A 22,439-nucleotide genomic window follows, 5' to 3' on the forward strand; every position below is an offset into this window, starting at 1 on the left:
AACATAGTAATGGAGGAGCTATGTTCGGTGACTTCGTAAAGGCGCAAAGATTGGCGTTGGATTTGAGCCTACGCCAATTTTGCCAGAAGCTGGAACTGGATCCCAGCAACTGGAGCAAGGTCGAGCGCGGGATTCTTCCGCCGCCCAAGGATGAGGTATTTCTGGAGCGGTTGGCAAATTTACTGCAAATCGAAATTGGCTCACCGAAGTGGCAAGAGCTCTCCGACCTGGCGCATGTTGACCGGGGAGAGATCCCAGGGTATGTGATGCAGGATGAGGAGCTAGTTAAATTGCTGCCCGTCTTTTTCAGGACCATTGACAGCATCAAACCCACTAGACAAGAGATAATCCAACTGCTGGAGAGCATTAAGGAGGCGCATAAATGAGCTTTCAATTCATGTGTCCCTTCATCAGAAAGGAAGAGCTTTGGGGGAGGGCGGAAGATATTCGGACCACTTACCTAGTGGACTATAAATTACCTATTGATAGCGAGCTGATATGCGAAAAGGCAGGCTTGGATGTAGTACCAACAGCTATGCCGAATGTATTCGATTGTTGCATCATTGTAAGTAGAAATGAGTTATGTGTTAGTCTGAATAGATATTTAGATGACCGTAACGAAAATCGTCTTCGTTTCACTTTTGCGCACGAATTGGGGCACTTCATCTTACACCGGAGCATTCTTGAAGAGTTAAGTCTGCAAACGATAGATGATTATCTGGAATTCTTGGATGCAGAGCAAGATGAAGCGTATTTACGTTTTGAGTTTCAAGCCAATGAATTTGCAGGGCGTCTGTTAGTGCCTAGAGACCTGCTTCAAGAGAGATTCGAAAAGCTAATAAGCTCGATTCCGTCTGACCAACGGGCATTTGTTGCAGATAATCTTGACTACCTAAAAACCGTGGCGAGCGAAAAGATTTGTGTCGAGTTTGGTGTTTCCCCAAGAGTCATAGCAATAAGGCTCGAACGCGAAGGGTTGTGGCCTCCCAGGTTGTAGAGGGAAATGCTTCACTTCCAAACCGGCTCGATAAGTAAGCTCTTTGTTAATAAACGGGCGGACCTAAAGGTCCGCCCCTACGTCATCGCAATTCATACGGCGCGGGCCGGGGTGAGGGTCGGGGTCTTGAACGTGATATGGGCGGGGTACTCAAGCCCCCGCCCTACGCGCTTCATCTACCCCCACCGGGGTTGGACACCGACCGCCTACTCGGCAGGCCCCTCCGCCCGCGGTTCCAGAATCAGCCGCTCCCGGGGGTAATCGAAGATCACGGCGGCGAAGCGAACGAGAAAGGGCAGCCCCAGCAGCGCGTCGGCGTCCATGACGGACAGCGGCCCCCCGGCCTCGCCCAGGGTGTAGGTCACCCGGGGGTCGTCCACCCGCCAGAACGAAGGATGTACGCCCGTCGCCGGTTGAGCGCCGACGAGGTAGTAATCCGCCTGCCGTAAGAGCGCCCCCATGATCCCGCCGAGCCCCGTCAGGCTCATGAAGGTGTAATCCCCGGGCTGCGCCCCCGAGAGGTCCATCAGCCGGCCCGCGCTGCGCGGCAGGACCAGGAGCTCCAGCGGCGACCCCGAATCCAGTATGAAGGAAAGGCCGCCCACCCCCTCCAATTCGCCCGGGACCTGCGGCAGCCGCCCCGGCAGGTGTATCGGGACCACCACCGCCCCCGGGGGGACCACGGGCTCCGCACCGGGCGGCAGGAGCTCCAGGGTGCCGGCCTCCACGTCCAGCCGCGCCGGGACCTGACCCAGCAGATCGTAACCGATCAGCCCGTCGAAGGGGGCGACGAGGCTCAACAGGAACGACGGCTCCCCGATGACCACCGTCTGCCCCTCGAGTGTCACCGGCCCGATTACGAGCCCGTCCACCACGGCCACGCCGTGCCCCGTGGCGTCGTTGCCCAGGGAGACGACCAGGCTCTCGCCGACGGGGACGAGCCCGAGTTTTTCAGCGACATCGGGCCGAAGGTAGCTTATCGCCGCGCCGGAATCCACCGCGAGCTCCAGCTCGAGGCCGCCCACGGTCGCCGACGCCAGGAGCATACCACCCGCCAGGCGCAACGGGATGGTGCGCTCCGCGCTCTCGTCGTAGACCAGGCCCGAGGGCTCGGGCGGGGTCAGGTCCACCTCCCCGGGGTCCAGCTCCCGGAACTCCGCCCGCTCGAGCTCGTAGGCGGGGGAATCGCCGGGGTTCACGGAGACGGTGCGGGAGAGGTGCGGCGCCCCGTCGCCCGGCTCGCCGAAGCCCGCGTACCAGATACGTTCGTCGAAGAACACCTCGGCCCCGGACAGGCGCCCGTCGGGCTCCAGGGTGAGCCTGAGCAGCGCCCCGTCCCAGTTTAAAATCACCTCGCCCTCCGGCCCGAAGGAGGGTTCGAGCTCCAGGTAGGCCCCGCTCAGGAACAGGGCGTTGATCGCCGCCTCCTCGTTCTCGCGGGGGGAGAGGCGGCGGACGGCGCCCCCCGTGGTCTTTTCCAATCCCCCGTCCGGCGACCAGACGACGAGCCCCTGGTCGGGACCGCTGAGCGGGATGATCCGGAAACCCTCCAGCGAGCCGTCCTCCCCGAGGCGGTACTCCAGCTCCGACTCGGTGAGGTACCCCAGGACGTCCGTGGTGAAGATGAGGCTCCCCGCGCGGGGGAGCTCCCCCCGTCCCAGGACGAGCCGTTGGTGAACCTCCCAGAGGGCCCCGGCGTCGCCGGCCCCTTCGCACCCGGGAAGCCACGCCGCCGCCAGCGCCAGGGCGAGGGGGAGGGACAGGGCGTTCCGCTGGAGAGTCTTTCCCGTCATCGGTTTTTTACCAAATCTCCTCGGTCGTCATGCGTAATTCCAGCTCCTCCCCGCCGCGCAGGACGGTGAGGGTTCGCTCGGTGCCCGGCTCGGCCGCCGACCACTCGACGAGATCCAGAGCGGTGAGGATCTCGAGAGGCACGCCGTCAAGGGCCAGGACGACGTCGCCCTCGAGGAGCCCCGCCCGCTCCGCCGGGGAATTTTCCCAGACGACGACCACCGTGCCGCCCGCCGTGGTGAATCCGAGGCGGTTGGGGGGAACGCCTTCCCCGAGACCGTCGGAGCCCACCTCGAGAATCAGCCGCCAGTCGGGGTAGTCCAGCGTCACCCGCCGGAAGCGCCGAAGAACGTCCTGCCCGATGTTCCCCAACTCCCGGCTGCGGGCCAGCGCCCCTTCCGTCTCGCCGGTCAGCACCGCCAGGGGCTCGGGGATGCTCACCGACCCCAGACGCAACTCGCCCGACTTCACCAGCCGGTGGAAGTTCGCCCCGCCGAAGCCGCTCACCAGCTGCGGCCGCCAGTCCGGATAACGCTCCTCGAGGCCGTACTCCTCCACCGTCGGGCGGTAAACGGTGGTGTAGTTCAGGTTCCCCAGGTCGAGGGCGAAGTAGCCCCGGACGCCGTCGAGCTCCGCCTCCACCGCGGGGATGCCCTCGTCCAGCCGGAGCGGCAGAATCTCGATGACGCCGGGCTCGGGCTCCGGCGGCACGTAGGTCTCCGGGTCGTAAATCGTGAGCGCGGACTCCGCGTAATCTATCTCGACCACGGTCCGGGCGAAGAGCTCGTAGCCCAGGATTCCGCCCCATTCCCGGCCGAAGTGCCAACCGAATACGGAGAGGTCCGCCGTCGCCAGGGTCGGCTCCTCGAAGGTCAGGCCGCCGATGGTCAGGCTGTCGGCCTGCAGGATGCCGACCTCCCCCAGGCCGCCGGTCCCGACCCCCGCCCCGGTGCCGACAGTGGTGATGCCCAGTTCCTCGGCCACCGGCGTGGACAGGACGCTCATCGTGGCCCCGCTGTCCAGAATCATCCACACCGGCTCCCCGTTCACCAGGGTCGGGACGAAGATGGCGTCGCCGGTGAACTCAACGGGCACCCGAACCCGGTCCTCACCCTCCGGGAACACCAGGCGCGCCCCGACCGGCGGGAGGAAGAGGGCCGGGTCCACCGGCTCGTCGAGGGCTACGTCTTCCATCGTCTGGTCAATCGTGAGGGGCAGCCCCGTGAGGGTGGTGTGGAAGCGGGAGGGAAGACGGAGGCCGGAGAAATCTCTGACATCCGAGCACGTCGTGACGTGGACGATCCCGTCCAGCTCGGAGGTGATGCGGCGCAGGGAACCGTCGCCGGAGTCCAGGTGGTAGCGCCGGGGGTGGAAGGGGAGGCCGCCGGACACGGGACCGAAGTCCAGCACGTCGCAGGGGGCGCCGTCCACATCCTCGACACCGGCCCAGGCCACGGAAAAGAGGGCCGGGTCGGGGTGACAGTAGAGGAGGGCGTCCATGACCAGAGAGGTGGTGTAATCCGCGAGCTCGACACCGGCCAGCTCCCGGACCTCGCCGTTGGAAGCGGCGATCCAGCCCCCCTCGGGCGTGATGAGCACCAGCTCGTGCAGGGGACCGAGGGTGACCTCGCTTCTGTAGTAAATCCCCCGGATGAAGTCCCCGGCGTCGCAGGTCCCGTCGGCGTTCACCGCGGGCTTCTCCGCCGGCAGGACCACCAGGATTTCGGAAAAACCCTCCATCCCGCCCGAGGCGATGGTCCCCGAGTAGCGGATGGACTCCAGCGATTCCCAGATGGCGTCCACGCCGAGGGATTCCCGGTGCAGGGCGAGGGCGTCCTGCGCCTCCCCGGCGCCGGCGGCCATGACGAGGGACAGAACAAAGACCAGCGTGGCGATCCGGCGCATCGGTCCGACTCCCGCGTTGACGTTTCGGTTAGATTAAAGGCGCCCCGGGGCCTTGTCAAGCTGCGCCCCGCGGCGGTAAACTCGCCTCGATGGACGTCCTCATCCACATCTGCTGCGGCATCTGCATCCTCGAGCCGCTCCGGGACCTGCGCGGCGAGGGGCACGACGTGCTCGGGGTGTGGGTCAACCCGAACATCGAGCCGGCCGCCGAGCACGACCGCCGCCTGGACGCCCTGGGGACCGTCGTCCGGGTCGAGGGGCTGCCGTTGGTGCGCCTGGACGCGCCGGAGTTTTCGCCTCCCGCGGCGGAGCCCTCCGACGAGCGCTGCGGCTATTGCTACCGCCTGCGCCTCCTCCCCACGGCCCGCCTCGCCGCCGAGTCCGGCGCCGCCTTCACCACCACACTTTTATTCTCCCGCCATCAGCGCCACGAATTGATAAAAAGCGTCGCGGAACAGGTGGCCGCCGAGACCGGGGCGGAGTTCCTCTACCGTGACTGGCGGCCGCTCTTCGCCCGGGGCCAGAGCCGGGCCCGGCGGCTCGGCATCTACCGCCAGCGCTACTGCGGCTGCCTGCCCAGCCTCGACGCCCGGCTGAAGGAGTAGGGCGGGATTTTACCCCCACCGCTACCTCTACGAAATCCCCCGTATGCGCGTTGCGATGACGTAGGGGCCGACCTTTAGGTCGGCCCGTTCTTCAAAGGCAACCCTCACCCTTTATCCCGCTCCCACGGGGAGAGGGGGGCCGCTTCACCCCTCACCCCGGCTATATCCCAAACGTAGGGCGGGGATTTTAATCCCCGCCGCTTTACCCCCCACCCCAACCCGTAAGCGCGCTTCCCCCCAGAGGGGGGAGGGGACCGCGGGACGACTTCACTTCTTCGTCCAACCGTCAACTCTTAAAAAAAACCGGCCGCAGGGCCGTTCTCTTTTACAGGCTCTCGTTCAAGGTTGTGGAATCCCCAGGTCGGCGCATATCTTCTTCGCCAATGTATCGCTGATCCCGGTGTGCCTGGGGACCGTGGACATCTTTCCCGTCGTCGCATTCACGAATACGCTGTGCTTACCACCCTCGCGTTTCAGAAGGCACCCGGACCCGATCAAATGCTGGATCAGATCCCGGCGTTTCATGCCGTCAGCTGCAAGGGTTCCCGGATAACCTCAGTATTCTCCAATCGTTTTTCCGCTTCCTCCCGGTAGCACTCCAGCAACAGCCGGACCGCGTCGAGAAGATTCTCCCGGGCCTCTTCGAGGGTCGCGCCCTGGGTGTTCGCGCCGGGAAGCTCTTCCACGAAGGCGATATAGCCTTCCGGCACTTTCTGAAAAACAGCGGTCAGCTGCACTTTCATCTCCGCTCCTCCATCCGCCGGACGAAACCTGGGTACAGTATAGCTCATTTTTCAACCAAGCGGCTGGTTTTACCCCTCACCCTAGCCCGTAGGCGAGCCTCCCCCCAAAGGGGGGAGGGGACAAGCGACCCTCACCCCAGCCCGTTCCGACAAACGGCCCCGGTTTGACTCACCGCGGGGCGGGGGCTATAATGCCCCGGCGGTCAGCCTTCGCGGGGGATTTGTGAAACTGCCCGATAAAATCGCCGTCATGGGGGCCGGGAGCTGGGGCACCGCCCTGGCCATCGCCTTCGACTACGCGGGCGTCCCGGTCACCCTCTGGGCCCACACACCCGCCCTGGCCGCCAAACTCTCCCTGCACCGGGAGAACGTGGACTACCTCCCCGGCGCTCGGCTGCCCGATTCGATAAAAATCACCGATGACATCGCCGAGGCGGCCCGCGGCGCGGGGACGGTCTTCTCCATGGGGCCGACCCAGTTCGCCCGCGACGTCATCACCCGCTTCAAACCGTACCTCACCAAGGGCGCCATCGTCGTCAACGCCGCCAAGGGCATCGAGCGCACCAGCCACCAGACGATGACCGAGCTGGCCGAGGAGGTGCTCCCCGACCGGTTCCACAAGCGGCTGAGCGTGCTCTCGGGGCCGAACTTCGCCGAGGAGGTGGCCCAGGGGCTCCCCGCCGCCGCCGTCATCGCCAGCCGCTCCAAGGCCGCCGCCCGTTGGATCCAGCAGAAGCTATCCTCCGACCGCCTCCGCCTCTACACCTCCAACGACCCCATCGGCGCCGACATCGGCGGCTCGATGAAGAACATCTTCGCCATCGCCGCCGGGGCCATAGACGCCCTGGGGCTGGGGGACAACGCCCGCGCCGCGCTCATCACCCGCGCCCTCGTCGAGATAGCCCGCCTGGGCAAGGCCGTCAGCGCCAAGGGAAAAACCTTCAAGGGGCTCTCCGGCCTGGGCGACCTCCTCCTCTCCTGCTCCAGCCCCAAGAGCCGCAACTACAACGTGGGCTACCGCCTGGGGCGGGGGGAGAGCCTGCGGGACATCCTGGCCGACATGGTCCACGTCGCCGAGGGTGTGCCCACCACCGTTGCCGCCACGGCCCTCGCCGAGCGCCACAAAATCGAGCTCCCCATCACCGCCGAGGTCTTCCGGATGCTATACGGGGAGAAGAGCCCCGCCGACTGCGTCCGCGACCTGATGACCCGGGAGCTCAAGCCCGAGTAGTCGCGACCTTTCCCTAAATGTAGGGCGGGGACTTCTGTCCCCGCCGCCGGCCCCGACCCTCACCCCGGCCCGTCGGCGAGCCGCTCCCTAGAAGGGAGAGGGGGCCGTCGCACCCTTTATCCGCGCCTGCGATAACGTAGGGCGGCCCCTCTGCGGGCCGCCGCGAATTGCAATGACGTAGGGGCCGACCGACGGCGCGCCGTTCAGGTCGGCCCGTCTCGACATGGTGCCCGTAGGGCGGGGAACCGAGAGAAGCGAGCTATGCGAAGCAAATCCTTTCCCCGCCGTTTTCACGTTCCCGGCCCCGACCCTCACCCTATCCCTCTCCCTAAAAGGGAGAGGGGGTCGTCCGCGGGCGTCTTTTTGTTCCCCCCGAGTATCGGATTAAAACTCCGCCTTGACGGCGCCCCAACTCGTCTGCACCACGTTGAGCTCCTCGGTGGTAAAGCTCCAGACGAAGTCGTATCTCATCTCACGACCGGTACGATCCGCCAGGCAACCGTCCACGGTGCAGGTGATGAGGTCCACCGGCAGGTCCTCGTCGGGGGTGAATGTGCAGACGACATCGGTCCAGTCGCTGTCATCAATCACGAGCGTTCCCGGAATCTCGCCCGCGGGCCGGGGATTACAGCTCGTCGAGAGGGAAGACGAACCGGCGCGCAGGGCTCTGTCTCCCGATCGCCGCGACTGGTCCTCCGCCGTGAAGACTATCGTGGAAACTTCAATTCCAAACATCCCGCTGCAACAGTGGAACACGATGTCCCTGCCCACCGGCACGTCGGATTCCCCGTCATCGGGGTCCATGCCCTCCACCCAAGGTCGGGGGGAGGTATCGTACCCTATCGCGAATTTGATGGCGTTGTTGTAGAGCACCCAGCCGTCGCCGTCCCAAAAGTGGTAGTCACCGGGGCACAGGTTGACGGCGGCAGCGAAGCACCATTCACTGACCGCCACCATGTCGGTGCCGTTTTCCAGGTCGGCGATCCAGATAGCGCCGCTCTCCGTCGAGATGTACTGCCAGTAGTTGATGTGGGAAATGCTCGAAACGCCGTCCATGATGCCCCAGTAATCTTCGTAATCGCCCAGGCGGGTGCTGGAGTGATAGGTGTAGCCGCGGGTCAGGGGGCAGTAGTCAGGGTCGCTGGCGTAACGGCCGGCGATGCCCCAGCTGCCCGAGTCGTGAGCGAAGCAGCAGGATACGACGCCGCCGTAGTAGTCTAAGTAGTCGGCCAGGTTATTCCCGAAGGCCGTGGGGTCGTCGTAGGCGTAGTTGCTCCACGTGAAGACGACGCCGTAATCGTTCAGGGTGTCCATGCTGGGGGTGGTCGTGGTGCAGTCCAGGAATGTAACGCTGTCGTAGTAGGGGTCGCCGCCGATGTAGGTTTGGGCGTCCGAGGTTGCGCCGGGGTCGGTGTGGCAGATCAAGATGTCGTACCGCCCCGCGATAGCCGCGGTAACGACCACCAAGACTAACAACGCTCTTCGCATTTTCTCCTCCTTTGGTTGAACGTTCCCGGATTATTTAAAACTCCGCCTTGATGGCCCCCCAACTCGTCTGCACCACGTTGAGCTCCTCGGTGGTAAAGCTCCAGACGAAGTCCTCCTCCATCTCGATATCGTAGCGGTTGGCCAGGCCGGCGGCGACGGTGCAGGTGATGGCGTCGTCGCCGTTCAGCGGATCGGCGGGGGTGAAGGTGCAGACGACATCCCTGGGGTCGGTGTCGTCCAGGTCCAGGTCGCCGGCGATCGAGCGGGCGGACTCGAAGTTGGCGCTGATGGCGGCGCTGGCGCTCACCGCACGGCCACCGGAGAGGGTGGTGTCGCGGGCGGTGAAGTCAATCGTATCCAGGTCAATGGCGAAGAAGTCATCCACGCAGTGAAAGACGATGTTGGTGTCCACCGGCACGCCGGTGTCCCCGTCGTCGGGGTCCATGCCGGTCACGTAAGGCGGATCATTCGGTATCCAGTAGTTCGTGAGCACGTTCTCCCACAGTTGCTGCTCCTGGCCGCCGCCGATGAAGCTCTCATACAGGCCGGTGACGACACCCATGCCGTTCTCCGCCTCCAGAATACCAGCCTGGCCGGCGGTCTCGGTCGCGGTCCAACCGGTCACCGGGTGAGCGGTGGTCCACGGGTAGCGGTGGTGATAGACGCTTAAGCCCCAGCCGTGGTCGTCCAGTGTCCACGAGGTGATGCCATAGGTGAAGGCGTGGCCCAGATCCCAGCAGTAGTGGGACGCGGTGAAGACCATCGAGGTCGGGTTGCCGACCCCCATGGCCGTCTCGAGGGCGTCGTTGTAGCTGCCGTGCGCGTACCAGTCGAAGTAGTGCAGCTTTGCGAAGTCGTTGTACCAGTTCGTCAGGGCGGTGTAGTCGCTGGTGGTGTAGCTGGTGTAGTTAATTGCGGCGACGATGCACATATCCCAGTCGCCGCCTGTCAGGCTGGATATGAAGGTGGACCAGGTGCTGCCATCGTAGTACGTGGCGGAGCAACTCGGCCACAGGTCGCTTATCGCGCTGGAGAGGTAGCTGCCGCCGTACGCAGTGTCGTACTTGACGATTATGTTGTCGGGGTCCTGCCCCATCGAAGCCAGTACCAACAGAGACCACAGTATTATCAACGCCTTGCGCATTTCAACCTCCTTGGGTCGAACGCCTGCGAAGTATTCAAAACACAGCTATAACGGCACTTCTTGAGAAAGTCCACTCCTCCACGTAAGTAATATACCACCGTCTGCGCGGTGTGGCAAGGGGCCGGTAAAAAAAACGCCCGGCGTAATGCCAGGCATTTTCCATCAAATTTACGTAACGGTTCTCCGCAAGCCTACCCAAACCTACACCACCCTCTTCCGGCTTGAAGCCGGCCACGGCCCCGCGAGGAGTGTTCCGGTCGTTCTCAATCCCTCCCCGCGAGCGAACGCGAACCTACATCCCATACTTCCGGCTTGAAGCCGGCCACGGCCCCGCGGGGAACGGTTCAGGTTTCTCACAATTCCGCCCCGCGAGCGAACGCGAACCTACATGCCGTACTTGGCGATTATCCCGTCCTTGTCCAGGCCGAGGATGCCGTACTTATCGCCCACCTTGCGGAAGGCCTCCACGCACTTGTCAATGTGCGCCTTCTCGTGGGCGGCGGAGAGCTGGACGCGGATGCGCGCCTGGCCGTTGGGCACCACGGGGAAAAAGAAGCCGATGACGTAGATGCCCTCGGCGTACATGTCGCGGGCCATGTCGTTGGCCAGCTTTGCGTTGTAGAGCATGACCGGGACGATGGGGGTCTCGCCGGGGCGGACGCTGAGCCCGGCGGCGGTTATCCCCTCCCGGAAGTACTTTGTATTGGCCTCCAGCTTGTCCCGGCGCTCCGTGCTCTTCATGATTATCTCCAGGACCTTGAGCGAGGCGGCGGTGATGACCGGCGAGAGCGAGTTCGAGAAGAGGTAGGGCCGGGCCTTCTGGCGGCAGAGCTCCACCAGCTCCCTGCGGCCCGACACGCACCCGCCCGACGCACCGCCCAGCGCCTTGCCCAGCGTCGTCGTGATGATGTCAATCTTGCCCATCACGCCGAAGTGCTCGTGGACCCCGCGGCCGGTCTTGCCGATGAACCCCGAGGCGTGGGAGTCGTCCACCAGAATCATGGCGTCGTACTCCTCGGCCAGGGCCACCATCTCGCCCAGGGGGCACATATCGCCGTCCATGGAAAAAACGCCGTCGGTGACGATGAGCCGGTTGCGCTTGCCCTGGTGCTGCTCCAGCTTCTGCGCCAGGTGCTTGGTGTTCATGTGCTTGAAGGTGTCGTACTCGGCGGAGCAGAGCCGGATGCCGTCCACCAGGCTGGCGTGGATGAGCCGGTCGGCGATGATGACGTCCTCGGGGCCCAGGACGGCCTCGAAGACCCCGGCGTTGGCGTCCATGCACGACGGGAACAGAAGCGTGTCCTCGGTGCCCAGGAACTCGGTCAGTTTATCCTGCAGCTCGCGGTGGATGTCCTGGGTGCCGCAGATGAAGCGGACCGAGCTCATGCCGTAGCCGCGGGTGTCCAGGCCTTTGTGGGCGGCGGCGATGACCTCGGGGTGGCTCGAGAGGCCGAGGTAGTTGTTGGCGCAGAAATTTAAAACCTTCTCCTGAGCCGCGCCCTCGGGGTACTCCACGGTGATTTCCGCGTCCTGGGGCGAGCAGATGAACCGTTTTTCCTTGTAGAGGCCCTTGCTCTTGATCGCTTCTATTTCCTCGGCGAATCCGGCGCGGGACACCTTCGAGTAGGCCATGACTCCTCCTGACGAAAAGAGGTGGCGTTTTTTTTATAGATGAGTGCGTAGGCCGTCCCCTCCCCCCTTGGGGGGAGGGTTAGGGAGGGGGGTCCCCTACTTGGCCTGGAACTTCTTCACCAGCGCCACGATGGAGTTCACCGTGTCGAAGGCCTCGGGGGTGGCCTCCTCGTCGGGGAGCTTGATGTCGTACTTCTTCTCCAGGAAGACCTTGAGGGAGACCATGGAGAAGCTGTCCACGATTCCGCTGGAGATGAGCGGCGTATCGTCATCTATTTTGATGTCGTCGTCCTCGTCAACGTATTCGCCGATGACGTACTCGCGGACGGTATCGTGCATCTCGCGGGACATGGGCGTTCCTTTCAGATTTAATATCTATGTTAGAAGTTAACTTTCATCTATCTCAATCAAGTTAACTGCTTCCTGTTTTAGTCTGGAGCTTATTATTTGATTCATTAAATTGTAATCGTTTTTATCCATTTTTTTAACTTTAAGTCTATTTTTTACCTCACATAAAGGTAACGACATCACCAATAAGCCAAATGCTTCATCAAGAAAAGAAACTGAAGCGATAATTAACCCTTCAAAGTCCAAAATAATAACTTCACCCTTAGGCCATCGGCCTATAATAGCTTCTCTAACTGCTTTCCCTGCATCACGCGTCGCAACCCACTGACCAGCAGTTATTTTCTTAATTGAAAAGATCATCCGAAATCTCCTCGAAAAGTGTTTGTTCATCTGTATAGACTAGAGGGATAATTATATAAATAGTAACGCCTTTTACATAAGCAGTTAATTTTTTCACGATTCTACGTGTTTTCTTTTTTTGTTTTTCATATGTAACCATACCCAAACCAGACAAATAACTTACATTTCCATTAACGTTTAATATACCTACCTTAATATGTTGCAGTCCCATTCCCCCAACAGCCTGTTTTCTCGTTGTAACTTGTGTTTCTACTGCTGTTTTTATTGCTTCAATATCATTAGATAAATCTTTTTTTACTGTTAACAATGAATTTAAAAACCCTATACCATAGTCTGAAATTGAAATATGAATTTGTTTTTTCTTAGAGTAAATTTGACCACATACAACACACCCAAACGGTGATTCACTATGGTCTTTTACATTCGTTGTTAATTCATTCATACATAATTGAGTTATAAATAATATATTATCATGCAAATAAGGAACTTGGTCCTTAATTATCTCTAAATATTCTAACACTTTCTGCTCATAGTGTTTACTAATAGGAGTAAGTTCGAATGTAGTTCTATTCAACTTCCTTGTTGTAGCTTGACCATAAAATCCACTTGATTTTAAATATTCTCTAGTTCCTTGTGACCTTGGTTCAATTATATACAATCTTTTAAAATTCCTGAAATATTGTTTTATTGAATGATATAATAGAGATATTGCAAATGGTTTAATACTTAGTACATTACTAAAATCCAGAGTTACTTCATCTTTGGTTTCTGATAATTCATTACATCTTTTTATCATTGCATCCACAAAATGAATACTTAAATGTGAATGAAACTTTATTGTTTTCATAATCAAATTCCTTTTAAAAAGTGCTTTTTAGTAAAGTGTATACAAAACCCCACTGAAGACTTTCAGGCGAACCTGGAAGTTGGTCCAGTGGGGAGGAAGTACGGACGTAGTATAGACCGATTCATCGGGTTTGTCAAGTTTGTCGGGTTTGTCAGGTTTGTCAAGGGAGGCAGGCAGTGGCCTCTTGTTGCCGCCTTCGGGGCAAGGGGCTTAAGCCCCTTGTATTACCGTCCGCAGGGTGTCAATCGTCTTCCAGAGTGGATAAATCCCCGACTTCCTCGCCCCACTCGAGGGCGCGGAGGTAGCGCCGCAGAATCTTCCCCGACCGCGTCTTCGGCAGCTTGTCCGTGAACTCGATTTCCTGGGGCATGGCCAGGGGCGAGAGCTTCTTGCGGATGAAGTTCATTATCGAGAGCTCGAGGTCGCCCGTGGGCTCGTAACCCGGATTGAGGGTGACGAAGGCCTTGACGACCTCCATGTTGACCTCGTCGGGCTTGCCGACTGCGGCGGCCTCGGCCACGGCTTCGTGCTCGATGAGGGCGGATTCTATCTCGAAGGGCCCGACCAGGTGACCGCCGGTGTTTATCACGTCGTCGTCGCGGCCCACGAACCAGTAGTACCCCTCGGGGTCTATGGAGGCCCGGTCGCCGGAGACGTACCACAAACTTTTATCCTGCCGCAGGTCGTCGGGGTCGCGGTCGTCCACGTCGCCGACGAACTTCGAGCGGTACACGTCGGGCTTCGCGTGGTAGGCGCGGAACATGGCGGGCCAGCCGGGGCGGAAGGCGATGAGCCCCACCCGGCCCGGCTCGGTCACCGGCTCGTGGGTCTTCAAATCCAGCACGGTGGCCTCGATGCCGGGGAAGGGCTTGCCCATGGATCCCGGCTTGATGGGCATTCCGGGGTAGTTGGAGATCATTATGGAGCCGGTCTCGGTCTGCCAGAAGGAGTCGTGGAAGGGCAGCCCGAAAGCCTCCTGGCTCCAGATGACGGCCTCGGCGTTCAGCGGCTCGCCCACGCTGACCAGGTGCCGCAGGCAGGAGAGGTCGTACTTTTTCACCGTTTCCGTGCCCTGGCGCATGAGGGAGCGGATGGCGGTGGGGGCGGAGTACCACACGGTGATCCGGTTGTCCTGGATGAACTTGTACCAGCGGTCGGCGCTGAAGCCCTCGTCGAGGACGCACTGGGTTATCCCCATGCTCCAGGGGCCGATGATGCCGTAGCTGGTGCCGGTGACCCAGCCGGGATCGGCGGTGCACCAGTAGACGTCGTCGTCGGTCAGGTCCAGAACCCACTTGGTGGTGATGTACTGGGCCCAGATGGAGGCGTGGACGTGCTGGGCGCCCTTGGGCTGCCCCGTGGTGCCCGAGGTGTAGTGGAGGACCGAGGGGGTCTCGGGGCCGGAGGGGAATACGTCGAAGCGTTCGAGGCGCGGGGCGGCCTCCACGTCGAAGAAAATCTCGCCGGGCTTGAGCTTGGCCTCCTCGCCGTCCACGACGATGACCTTCTCCAGGGCCGGGAGGGAATCCCGGATTTTGCGGACCTTGCGCACGTGCTTTTGGGTGGTGAGGATGGCGCGGGTTCCGGCACTTTCCAGGCGGACATGGAGGGAGTCGTCGCCGAAGGCGGAGAAGAGCGGCTGCGCGATGCCGCCCATTTTCAAGACGCCCAGGAAGGAGAAGTAGAGGCTCGGAATCTTGTCCATGAAGATGCAGATGCGGTCGCCGGGCGCCAGGCCCTGGCCGGCGAGGAATTTGGCGAAGGCGTTGGAGTGGGCCCGCAGGTCCGCGAAGGTGTAGGCGGCCCGCCTGCCGCCGAAGCCCTCCCACACCAGGGCGGTATTAGCGCCAAGGCCGCGGTCGCAGACCCGGTCGGAGCAGACGGCGCCGATGTTCAGGGGCTCGCCCTCGGTCCAGCCCAGCTCCCGCCGGGCGATGTCCCAGGAAAAACCTTTCAGCCTCTCGTCGTAGGAGCCGATGTTACTCATCGAGGTGTCCCTCCTTGGGGCGGCTCGAGTATCAATCCCTGCTCTCCAGCACGACCACGGCGGCGGCGGAATGGCGGTTGTGGGTCAGGGTGAGATGAATTTTCGTAATCCGCAGAGACCGGACCATCTCGGTGGCCCGACCGCTGAAGAGGAGGGAGACCGCGCCCGACGGCTCCCGCACCACCTCGACCATCTTCCAGCGCATGCCCTGGGCCAGCCCGGCGCCGAGGGCCTTGAAGGCCGCCTCCTTGGCGGCGAAACGCGCGGCGAAGTGCTCCCAGTACCGCGCTTGGGAGCGGCAGTACTTCACCTCGGCCGGGGTGAAGACCTCCTCGGTGAATTCGAGGCCCCCCTCGTGGTGACCGCGCCGGAAGCGCTCCACCTCGACCAGGTCTACGCCTATGCCCTTGATCATTATTATCCGGGATTGGAATGTTGCCGGGGAACTATCTTACCGACTGCGCCGCCCCTTGTCCAGTTCCTTCCGCGAGGGGAAGTTGCGTATATGGCAACGTAGGGCGGGGAATCCGTTCCCCGCCGCTTTTATTCCTCACCCGACTTGCGATGGTGTAGGGGCCGACCATTATGTCGGCCCGCCCCACACCCTAGCCCGTAAGCGCGCTTCCCCCAAGAGGGGGGAGGGGACACACGGGCCGACCTAAACGGCGCGCCGTCTGTCGGCCCCTACGTTTGGCAATCGTGGAAACGGGCGGCCGCGGCCGTCCCCCCCGAGGCGCCGCCGATCAGTCCTCCCGGAGCTCCGGCGGGACCGGCAGCCCCTCGCGGATGTAGTCCTTGGCCTCGGGCTCGTAGTCCAGCATGTAGGAGTAGTCCTTGCCGCTGAAGTCGCTGATGACGAGGATGGCCACGCGGCGGACCTCGATATCGGGGCTCTGGAGGTAATCATCCAGGAAGTTGACGCCGAACTGGCCGCCGGCTGAGAAGATGACCGGGGCGTAGGACATGGCGCCGGGCCGGCGCTCGCGGATGGCGGAGACGAGCGCGGCGTACGCCTCCTCCCCGGCGCCCTGGAGACCGAGCACGGACAGCATGGCGGGCTGACCCTTGAGGGACAACGCCCGCACCAGGCCATCCACGTGGACCTCGCCCTCCAGGTCGAAGAGGACGCAGGCCGCCGACGCGGACTCGCCGTCACCGCTCCGGGCGCAATCCCGCAACTCTTCGCGTATAACGTCCAGACCCAGGTACATGGCGACCAGCAGACGCTCCCGGGCCTCGTCGTCCACCACCCAGCGGTAGAAAGCCAGGAGCAGGTCGAGGTTCCCCGGCAGCCCCTCGGCGAGCGCCAGGATGGGAAGCCCGTCGGCGGAAACCCGCAGCAGGGCTTCCACCCCGATTTCCTGGTCGGCGAAGCGGCTGAGGCGGTCGAGCCTCGCGCCGGCGGAGAGGGTGATGTCATCGGCGATGCGCTCCAGACCGGCGACCAGCTCGATCAGACCGACCTCCTCGACCCGCCCCGCCCAGTCGGGACTGTCGGGCTCGACGGCCAGCTCTTCAACCGTCACCGCCGCCGCCGCCAGGGGGAGCAGGAGTATTACGAGCGGGTACTTCATCAATCCCTCTCCTTCCAGAGTGTGACCTTCCAGACGCCGTCGAAGCGCATCATGCAGAAAAAGCACAGGGTCGGTTCCCCCCAGTCGCCCGCGTCGTCGGTGTATAAAAGTTCGGCCTCGCAGATGACGACTCCGCCGCCGCGGAGGTCGCCAGCAGGGCGCCGCAGAGGGCCACCTTCAATAAAACCGAATCCCGCATACACTTTTCCGCCGCATTCCGGGGGGATTCAACCGACAGACCCCCTCCGGTCGCCCCCGTTAAAGCTCGAAAAGCACGACGGCCAGCCCGGTTTCCAGGACCTCATCGGCGGCGAAGGGCACGTCCACGTAGAGCGAGACGTCCAGGTCGGCGACGCGGAAGTGGAAACCGGGGACCAGGGAGAAGGCGTTGTAGGGCGACACGCCGTACTGGCCCTCCACGGAGAGGGAGAGCCAGTCGGTGGCGGCCCAGACGAGTCCGATGCCGCCTTCGAAGCCGCCCCCCGCCGCGAAGTCGTAGCCCAGATTACCCAGAACCCCGCCCTTGAGGAAATCGTACTGGAGGGCCAGACCGGCGGTCAGGGCCGCGCGGCCGTCGGGGGTCCCGGGGCCCAGGTCCACCGGCGGGCGGTAGTTCGCGACCTCGTCCCGCTCGGGATAGGTCGGTCCGGTGGGCAGGGCGGCGCGGGCGTAGAGGGCGTAGGCGAAATCGCCGGGCGCGGGGGGCGAGAGCTTCCCCTCCAGCGCCAGGTCGCCCATCCCGCCAAAAGTCTCGCCGCCGGAGAAAATCTGGTTCACGTAGGGCGCCTTGAGGGAGAGCTCCCCCCAGCCGCCGAGGCCGAGGGAGACGGCCAGCCAGGGCTGCACCGCCCGCTCCAGGGGTGTGTACTCCGGAACGGTGGAGCCGACCAGCCAGTCGTAGTAGTCCGCGCCGAGGGCGACGCGCATGGACCAGGGCTCCAGGCCGCGCGGCGAGACGAGGGCGTTCAGGCCGGTGCCCCCCGTGGGCCCCACCAGGCCCACCGGCAGGTCGGGGATGTGGAACACGAGGCGGTACTCCCGGGAGTTGCCCGCCGCGTCGCGGACGATCAGGGGCACCGAGCCGTCGTAGGCGCCCGTGGGCACGGTGGCCTCGAAGCCGCCGTCGCCGGAGAGGGGGACCGGCCCGGCGCCGACGACGAGGTTGGCCGCGTCCGTGGTCCGGCCCCACAGGGTGAGGGTGCGTCCGCCGCCGCCCAGCCGCCAGCCCTGAATCTCCAGGTCCGGCGGAGTGTCGTCAACGACCACCTCGAAGGAGCGCGCCGGGGAGAACTCGCCCGCCAGGCCGTTGTCGTCCAGGGCGGCCGCGCGCCAGTAGTACGTGCCGGGGACCAGCTCCAGGCGGAGGGCCTCGCCGGCGGCCGACTCGCGCTCCTCGTAGAGTCGCGTGCAGGCCGGATCGGCGGCGAGCTGGAAGTAAACGCGGATCGCCCCCGCGGGGGCCTCCCACTCGAACACCACGCCCCGCCGGGCGTCGGCGGCGAAGACCAGGGACGCGCCGTCCCCGGGCCGAAGCAGGGATGGTTCGGCGGGGAGGGCCACCCGGGTGACGCCGTGCTCGCGGACGACCGCGCCCTCGCCGGGGCCCAGCTCGAAAGGCTCCCCGGCGGGCTCGCCCGCGAGCCGCGGCTCTACCAGCACCCGCCCGCGGAAAACGGCTATCTGGGTCACGCCCGGGTCGGGCGACGCGACCTCGAAATCCGTCCCGCGGACGATGGCCACCGCCGTGGGTCCGCCGATGCGGAACTCCTCGCCGTCGCCCAGGATCGCGTCCAGCACCGCCCGGACCCGCCCGTAGAGGAGCTCCAACAGGGTCGAGCTCGCGTCCGCGCTCCGGACGGACCCCTCGAGGCGCAGGCCCGTCGAGGGGGCCAGGATGACCCGGGCGCCGCCCACCGATAGCTCCGCGGTGGAGAGCTCCCCCGTGCGCGCAGTGTCGCCGGGGGCCACGGCTGTGTCGGGGTGGAGCGGCTCGAAACCGCCGTGCTCACGGCCGACTACGACGTGACCGTCGCCCGCCACCAGCTCCGCCCACCCCACCTCGGGACCGGGGAGCGTCAGCCGCTCGCCGGCCTGGGGGTCGCGACCGGCCAGGTCCTCGTTCACCGTCAACAAGAGGCGCCAGAGACCGGCCTGCCCCATGGCGCGCTCCGCCAGCGCCTCCAGGGTCTCCCCGGGGCGCAGGACCGCTTCCTCGGCGAAGGCCGCGGTCAACAGGCAGAGCGCCAGCGCTGGTATGAGAAAACGCATCGTGCAGAAATAAACCTCACACAGGATTATAGCAACATTCGTTCCACGGTCAAGGTCGGGTCGGAGAACCCCCGTCCCCCCGGAGCGACGGACGGGTCCCGATCCGCGCCGAAGGCCCCTTTGGCCCCCAGCCACCAGAAGAACTCAGGAACCGGCCGAAAGTTTCCCGCGTAGGGGTAGGCAATCATCCGGCACATTTTTCGTGGGGGTTCGACCCCCCGGGGGGGATTTCCCCCCCCGCCTTGACTCCGACGAACTTTTCATCTATTATTGGATGATTAAAACCGGCTCTCCACCGCTCCCAATAAAAAAAATGGAGACAAGGGGTTTAAACCCCTTGCCACTACCACATGGAAGACATCACCATCCGCGGGGCCCGCGAGCACAACCTCAAGAACATAGACCTCGTCATCCCCCGGGGCCGCCTGGTGGTATTCACCGGCGTCTCCGGTTCCGGGAAGAGCTCCCTGGCCTTCGACACGCTCTACGCCGAGGGCCAGCGGCGATACGTCGAGAGCCTCTCCAGCTACGCCCGCCAGTTCCTGGGGCAGATGGAGAAGCCCAAGGTGGACCAGATAACCGGTCTCTCGCCGGCCATCAGCATCCAGCAGAAGGCCGCCAGCCGCAACCCCCGCTCCACCGTGGGCACCATCACCGAGATCTACGACTACCTCCGCGTCCTCTACGCCCGGGTGGGCAAGCCCCACTGTCCCTCCTGCGGCCGGCCCATCGGCTCCCAGAGCGCCGAGCAGATCGTCGAGGAGGTGATGAAGCTCCCCGCCGGGACCCGCTTCATGGTCAACGCCCCGGTGGTGAAGAACCGGAAGGGCGAGTTCAAGAACCTCCTGGAGAGCCTGCGCCAGCAGGGGTTCGTCCGGGCGGTCATAGACGGTCGGATGGAGGAGCTGACCGAGATTGCCGGTCTGGACCGCAAGCGGCCCCACGATGTGGAAGTCATCGTGGACCGGCTGATTGCCAGCGAGAACATCCGCGCCCGGCTCACCGACTCCATCGAGACCGCCCTGCGTCTGGCGGACGGCGTGATGACCATCGCGCTGGTCAAGGACTCGGACGGCCTCTCCGGCGCGGTGGCCGAGGCGGTGGCCCGGCTGGCCGAGAGGGAGGTCGCCCCCGACGAGGGGGGACCGAGCGAAGGCCCCCACTTCGACGCCGGCGGCCGGGCCATCTTCAGTGAGCACAACGCCTGCGCCATCTGCGGCGTCTCCTTCCCCGAGCTCTCCCCCCAGATGTTCTCCTTCAACAGCCCCCAGGGAATGTGCCCCTCCTGCGGCGGCCTGGGCTCAACCCTGGAGGTGGACCCGGACCTGGTCGTGCCCGACCCCACGCTCTCCATCCGCGAGGGCGCCGTGGCCGTCTGGGGCAAGATTGACGAGACGAAGACCTGGCGGCTCTCGCGACTGGAGAGCCTGGCGACCCACTACAACTTCAGCCTGGACACGCCCTGGGCCGAGCTCCAGCCCGAGGTTCACCAGGTCATCCTCGAGGGCTCCGAGGAAGAGGAGATAGAGTTCACCTGGGAGTACGAGCACGGCTCCGGCTCCAGCACCCACGCCTACACCGGGGTCGTCGAGAACCTCCACCGGCTGTACCGGGAGACGAAGTCCGACGCGGCCCGGCAGTTCTACGGCCGCTTCTTCACCAGCCTGCCCTGCAAGGTCTGCGAGGCCAAGAAGCTCCGCCCCGAGGCGCTGGCCGTGACCCTCGACGGTCTCAACATCCACGAGCTGGGCGAGCTGCCCGTCAGCGAGCTGGTCGGGTTCTTCGCCGGCCTCAACCTCAACGACACCGAGCGCAAGATAGCCCAGGAGCTGTTGAAGGAAGTCCGCTCCCGGCTGGGGTTCCTGGTCAACGTGGGCCTTTATTACCTGACGCTGAACCGGTCGGCGCCGACCCTCTCCGGCGGCGAGGCCCAGCGCATCCGCCTGGCCAGCCAGATAGGCTGCGGCCTGGTCGGCGTTCTCTACATCCTGGACGAGCCCTCCATCGGCCTGCACCACCGCGACAACGTCAAGCTCATCAAGACCCTCACCGACCTCAGAGACCTGGGGAACACGGTGATCGTGGTCGAGCACGACGAGGCGACGATGCTGGCGGCGGACCATATGGTGGACTTCGGCCCCGGCGCGGGGCACATGGGCGGGCGCATCGTGGCCCAGGGGACCCCCGAGGAGATCAAAAGGGCCCCGGGCTCCCTCACCGGCCGCTACCTCGCCGGCAACCTCGCCATCGCCGTCCCGGCGAGGCGCCGCCCGGGCAACGGCCACTTCCTCGAGATCTACGGCTGCACCCACCACAACCTGAAGAACGTGGAGCTGCGCATCCCGCTGGGCACCTTCACCGCCATCACCGGGGTCTCCGGGTCGGGGAAGAGCTCGCTGGTGAACGAGACGCTCTTCCCGGCGCTGGCCACGGCCCTGCGGCAGACGCGGATGCACGGCGGCCCCTTCGAGAAAATCGGCGGCCTCAAGCAGATTGACAAGGTCATAGACATAGACCAGAGCCCCATCGGCCGCACACCCCGCTCCAACCCCGCCACCTACATCAAGGTCTTCGACCACATCCGCCGGCTGTTCGCCCAGCTTCCCGCGGCCAAGGTCCGCGGCTACACGCCGGGGCGCTTCAGCTTCAACGTCCGCGGCGGGAGGTGCGAGGCCTGCCAGGGCGACGGGCTCATCAAAATCGAGATGCACTTTTTGCCCGACGTCTACGTCACCTGCGACGTCTGCCACGGCAAGCGCTACAACACGGAGACCCTCTCCGTGCGCTACCGCGGCTACAACATCGCCGACGTGCTCGAGATGGACGTCTCCGAGGCGCTGGAGCTCTTCCGCAACATCCCCCAGATAGCCCGGATGCTGGAGACCCTCACCAGCGTGGGGCTGGACTATGTCAAGCTCGGCCAGCCGGCGACCACCCTCTCCGGCGGCGAGGCCCAGCGCGTCAAGCTGGCCCGCGAGCTCACCAAGCGTTCCACCGGCAAGACCGTCTACATCCTCGACGAGCCCACCACGGGGCTGCACTTCGCCGACATCGCCAAGCTGCTGGGCGTCCTGCAGACCTTCGTGGACTCGGGCAACACGGTCATCGTCATCGAGCACAACCTGGACGTGATAAAGAACGCCGACTACATCGTGGACCTGGGCCCCGAGGGCGGGGACGACGGGGGGCGGATAATCGCCCGGGGCACGCCGGAGAAGGTCGCCCTCATCGAGGAGTCCTACACCGGCAACGTCCTGCGCCAGGTCCTGCCCCGGTTCGCCGAGACCGTCCCCGACGCGGTGGGCGAGCGGTAGGGGCCGGGTGAGGGTCGAAGCGGCCCCCCTCTCCCTGTGGGAGCGGCGCGCCGACGGGAATGAGGGTGAGGGCTACCTTAGAAAAAAACGGGCCGACCTGAAGGTCGGCCCCTACATCATCGCAAGCCTGGGCGAGGGGTGCAGCGGTCCCCTCCCCCCTTTGGGGGGAGGGCTAGGGAGAGGGGTGCAGCGGTTTCCGTCTCCC

20 protein-coding genes are annotated in these 22,439 nt (G+C 63.7%); 5 read left to right on the top strand and 15 right to left on the bottom strand.

Annotated features, from left to right (window positions below; all coding sequences use genetic code 11):
- The first annotated feature begins 20 nt into the window (after window positions 1-20).
- Together VM054_03940 and VM054_03945 are read left to right on the top strand one after the other, a co-directional pair.
- A complete protein-coding gene (locus VM054_03940) occupies window positions 21-386 on the top strand; it encodes a helix-turn-helix transcriptional regulator (protein HUT98206.1) in 366 nt (121 codons plus the stop codon).
- The gene (locus VM054_03945) at window positions 383-997 is read left to right on the top strand and encodes an ImmA/IrrE family metallo-endopeptidase (protein HUT98207.1); all 615 of its coding nucleotides are present in this window, start codon (window positions 383-385) and stop codon (window positions 995-997) included. The genes VM054_03940 and VM054_03945 overlap by 4 nt, the downstream gene beginning before the upstream one ends.
- Window positions 998-1,203: 206 nt before the next feature.
- Here the strand turns inward: VM054_03945 and VM054_03950 are convergent, their stop codons facing one another.
- Both VM054_03950 and VM054_03955 read right to left on the bottom strand, forming a co-directional pair.
- On the bottom strand, window positions 1,204-2,790 hold the full coding sequence (locus VM054_03950) for a retropepsin-like aspartic protease (protein HUT98208.1): 1,587 nt from the start codon (window positions 2,788-2,790) through the stop codon (window positions 1,204-1,206).
- Between the two features lie 7 nt (window positions 2,791-2,797).
- Window positions 2,798-4,693, bottom strand: a complete 1,896-nt coding sequence (locus VM054_03955) for an aspartyl protease family protein (protein HUT98209.1) — start codon at window positions 4,691-4,693, stop codon at window positions 2,798-2,800.
- An 89-nt stretch (window positions 4,694-4,782) separates the two neighbouring features.
- Here VM054_03955 and VM054_03960 point away from each other — a divergent pair, with 89 nt between their 5' ends.
- Window positions 4,783-5,298 carry an epoxyqueuosine reductase QueH gene (locus VM054_03960; GenBank protein ID HUT98210.1) on the top strand — a complete coding sequence of 172 codons (516 nt, stop codon included), beginning with the start codon at window positions 4,783-4,785 and terminating at the stop codon, window positions 5,296-5,298.
- 339 nt (window positions 5,299-5,637) lie between these two features.
- Here the strand turns inward: VM054_03960 and VM054_03965 are convergent, their stop codons facing one another.
- Together VM054_03965 and VM054_03970 are read right to left on the bottom strand one after the other, a co-directional pair.
- Window positions 5,638-5,823 carry a type II toxin-antitoxin system HicA family toxin gene (locus VM054_03965; GenBank protein ID HUT98211.1) on the bottom strand — a complete coding sequence of 62 codons (186 nt, stop codon included), beginning with the start codon at window positions 5,821-5,823 and terminating at the stop codon, window positions 5,638-5,640.
- Window positions 5,820-6,041, bottom strand: coding sequence for a type II toxin-antitoxin system HicB family antitoxin (locus tag VM054_03970; protein HUT98212.1), 222 nt, complete (start codon window positions 6,039-6,041; stop codon window positions 5,820-5,822). Before VM054_03970 ends, VM054_03965 begins: the two co-directional genes overlap by 4 nt.
- Before the next feature lie 223 nt (window positions 6,042-6,264).
- On the opposite strand from VM054_03970, the gene VM054_03975 reads away from it, so the two are divergent.
- The gene (locus VM054_03975; protein HUT98213.1) at window positions 6,265-7,272 is read left to right on the top strand and encodes an NAD(P)H-dependent glycerol-3-phosphate dehydrogenase; all 1,008 of its coding nucleotides are present in this window, start codon (window positions 6,265-6,267) and stop codon (window positions 7,270-7,272) included.
- A gap of 384 nt (window positions 7,273-7,656) precedes the next feature.
- Here the strand turns inward: VM054_03975 and VM054_03980 are convergent, their stop codons facing one another.
- The 11 genes from VM054_03980 to VM054_04030 all read right to left on the bottom strand — a co-directional run bounded on the left by VM054_03980 (window position 7,657) and on the right by VM054_04030 (window position 18,920).
- The gene (locus VM054_03980; GenBank protein HUT98214.1) at window positions 7,657-8,760 is read right to left on the bottom strand and encodes an Ig-like domain-containing protein; all 1,104 of its coding nucleotides are present in this window, start codon (window positions 8,758-8,760) and stop codon (window positions 7,657-7,659) included.
- 34 nt (window positions 8,761-8,794) lie between these two features.
- Window positions 8,795-9,904, bottom strand: coding sequence for an Ig-like domain-containing protein (locus VM054_03985; protein ID HUT98215.1), 1,110 nt, complete (start codon window positions 9,902-9,904; stop codon window positions 8,795-8,797).
- Between the two features lie 384 nt (window positions 9,905-10,288).
- Window positions 10,289-11,536 (bottom strand): glycine C-acetyltransferase, encoded by a 1,248-nt coding sequence (gene kbl / locus VM054_03990; GenBank protein HUT98216.1) that lies wholly within the window; start codon window positions 11,534-11,536, stop codon window positions 10,289-10,291.
- Between the two features lie 96 nt (window positions 11,537-11,632).
- Entirely contained in the window at window positions 11,633-11,887 is a 255-nt protein-coding gene (locus VM054_03995; protein HUT98217.1) for an acyl carrier protein, read from the bottom strand.
- A gap of 36 nt (window positions 11,888-11,923) precedes the next feature.
- Entirely contained in the window at window positions 11,924-12,244 is a 321-nt protein-coding gene (locus tag VM054_04000) for an STAS-like domain-containing protein (GenBank protein ID HUT98218.1), read from the bottom strand.
- Window positions 12,228-13,091 (bottom strand): hypothetical protein, encoded by an 864-nt coding sequence (locus VM054_04005; protein ID HUT98219.1) that lies wholly within the window; start codon window positions 13,089-13,091, stop codon window positions 12,228-12,230. Before VM054_04005 ends, VM054_04000 begins: the two co-directional genes overlap by 17 nt.
- A 241-nt stretch (window positions 13,092-13,332) precedes the next feature.
- Window positions 13,333-15,078: an AMP-binding protein gene (locus VM054_04010; protein ID HUT98220.1), complete on the bottom strand. Its 1,746-nt coding sequence runs from the start codon at window positions 15,076-15,078 to the stop codon at window positions 13,333-13,335.
- A 31-nt stretch (window positions 15,079-15,109) separates the two neighbouring features.
- On the bottom strand, window positions 15,110-15,493 hold the full coding sequence (acpS, locus tag VM054_04015; GenBank protein ID HUT98221.1) for a holo-ACP synthase: 384 nt from the start codon (window positions 15,491-15,493) through the stop codon (window positions 15,110-15,112).
- A 328-nt stretch (window positions 15,494-15,821) separates the two neighbouring features.
- Complete coding sequence (locus tag VM054_04020) at window positions 15,822-16,652, bottom strand: hypothetical protein (protein HUT98222.1); 831 nt, start codon at window positions 16,650-16,652, stop codon at window positions 15,822-15,824.
- Window positions 16,652-16,855, bottom strand: coding sequence for a hypothetical protein (locus VM054_04025; protein HUT98223.1), 204 nt, complete (start codon window positions 16,853-16,855; stop codon window positions 16,652-16,654). The genes VM054_04020 and VM054_04025 overlap by 1 nt, the downstream gene beginning before the upstream one ends.
- Before the next feature lie 55 nt (window positions 16,856-16,910).
- Entirely contained in the window at window positions 16,911-18,920 is a 2,010-nt protein-coding gene (locus VM054_04030) for a FecR family protein (GenBank protein ID HUT98224.1), read from the bottom strand.
- A 350-nt stretch (window positions 18,921-19,270) separates the two neighbouring features.
- Between VM054_04030 and uvrA the strand changes: the two genes are divergently transcribed.
- Window positions 19,271-22,234, top strand: coding sequence for an excinuclease ABC subunit UvrA (gene uvrA, locus VM054_04035; GenBank protein HUT98225.1), 2,964 nt, complete (start codon window positions 19,271-19,273; stop codon window positions 22,232-22,234).
- The last annotated feature ends 205 nt before the right edge of the window (window positions 22,235-22,439 follow it).

This window comes from bacterium, from assembly GCA_035528375.1.
GTDB lineage: Bacteria > RBG-13-66-14 > RBG-13-66-14 > RBG-13-66-14 > RBG-13-66-14 > RBG-13-66-14.